The following is a 1,422-nucleotide window of genomic DNA, read 5'->3' on the forward strand; positions in this document are numbered from 1 at the left end:
ACCGTCTAATCGAAACCGTCATGCGTGCAGTGCACCATGACCTACCGGGTGCTCGAGAAGAAGGGCATCGAGTACACCACCGTCGACATCACCACCAACCCCGCAGCGCTCGCGTACGTCACGGAGGAGCTGGGCTACTCCGCCGCCCCCGTGGTCGTCGCGAGCGACCAGGACCACTGGTCGGGGTTCCGCCCCGACCTCATCGAGAAGCACGCCGCATGACCGGCCCGAACATCACCGGTGACGACTACCGGGCCGGGTACCTCGCCGGACAAGCCGACCGGCAAGGCGAAGTCGACTGGCTGGAGAACGAGGCCGACCGGCTCTACCGCCTCGCCTACGGCGACGAGTGCCGCGTCCAGGACCTCACCGTCACACGCGCCGAGCTCGAACAGCGCAGAGCGCTGTCCGAGCCGCCGGTCGAGGTCTCCCGCCGCGACGCTCTGGCGTCCTGGGGCATCGAGACACCCCCCACCGACACCCCCGCGGCCGAGGCCGCGAACGAGAACCCGTCGACGCCGACGGGACCCACCAACCGCACGAGCAGGAGTCTCAATGACGACGTCAAGGCGCCCTACTTTCGTTTGAGCGTCGACGGGGACCTCCGAGGGGGTCGTGGCCGGGGCCGTCCCACAGCGCGCCTATCTCGATCGTCCCGATAGGGGACTGGTTGTCGAGCCTTGGAGGACCGGGCTCCTGCACGGACCAGCCCGTGTACGAGATGCTGATTGCATGCGTTTCACTCACGAACTCGGCGATGGATTCCGACTCGCGCTACGCACCCTCGACACCGTCGAGGAGATGCACGCTCTGACGGTGGCCAATCTTGAGCGTCTAAGGCAGTGGGAGCCATGGGCCTTCTACGACCAAACTCTCGATGGCACTGCTGCCTTCACTCGTGCTCAGCTGTCGGACTTCATCGCAGAATCCGTGTTGCCGACCGTCATCATGTCGGGCGATTCCATCATCGGTTCAGCGTCTCTTCGAATGAACTCCTACACGCAGACAGCGGAACTCGGGTACTGGATCGACGCCGCCACCGAGGGTCGCGGTGCCGTGACTCGCGCCTGCACCGCGCTGCTGACTGAGGTCCCAGCCCGCGGAATCCGTCGAGTCGAGATACGAACGGCGGTCGAGAACGTGCGCAGCTGGCGCGTTGCTGAGCGGCTCGGGTTCACCCGGGAAGGCGTCCTCACCAGCGCGCTGCCTCTAGGGGACAAACGACTGGACGTGGCGGTCTACGGGCGCACCTTCGCCCGCTGACGCCAGATCTTTAGTCCGCCGTTCGCCGTGCAGTGGTGGGAGAACGCTGTCAGGGGCCGCCGTGGAGCCACACGTTGCCGACGGCGACACGGAGCGATCGCAGGAACCGTTAGATACGGGGATCGGTCAGTGGGCGCTCGAAGCGGCGATCGGGTTTGA

Annotated in this window: 2 protein-coding genes and 1 pseudogene; all 3 read left to right on the forward strand. The window is 66.0% G+C overall.

What is annotated here, in order from left to right:
- Positions 1-9: 9 nt before the first annotated feature.
- Positions 10-222: pseudogene (gene nrdH, locus C5C74_RS16820) on the forward strand (glutaredoxin-like protein NrdH); the annotation flags it as partial.
- A complete protein-coding gene (locus tag C5C74_RS16825; RefSeq protein ID WP_104351942.1) occupies positions 219-662 on the forward strand; it encodes a hypothetical protein in 444 nt (147 codons plus the stop codon). The pseudogene nrdH and the gene C5C74_RS16825, both read left to right, overlap by 4 nt.
- 70 nt (positions 663-732) lie before the next feature.
- Entirely contained in the window at positions 733-1,263 is a 531-nt protein-coding gene (locus tag C5C74_RS16830) for a GNAT family N-acetyltransferase (protein ID WP_104247073.1), read from the forward strand.
- Positions 1,264-1,422 lie beyond the last annotated feature (159 nt).

Source organism: Rathayibacter sp. AY1E8 (assembly GCF_002931415.1).
Taxonomy (GTDB): Bacteria; Actinomycetota; Actinomycetes; order Actinomycetales; family Microbacteriaceae; genus Rathayibacter.

Excerpts from the sequence above, each read along its gene's own strand:
- C5C74_RS16825 (WP_104351942.1), top strand. The coding sequence starts at position 219 with ATGACCGGCCCGAACATCACCGGTGACGACTACCGGGCCGGGTACCTC.
- C5C74_RS16830 (WP_104247073.1), top strand. The coding sequence starts at position 733 with ATGCGTTTCACTCACGAACTCGGCGATGGATTCCGACTCGCGCTACGC.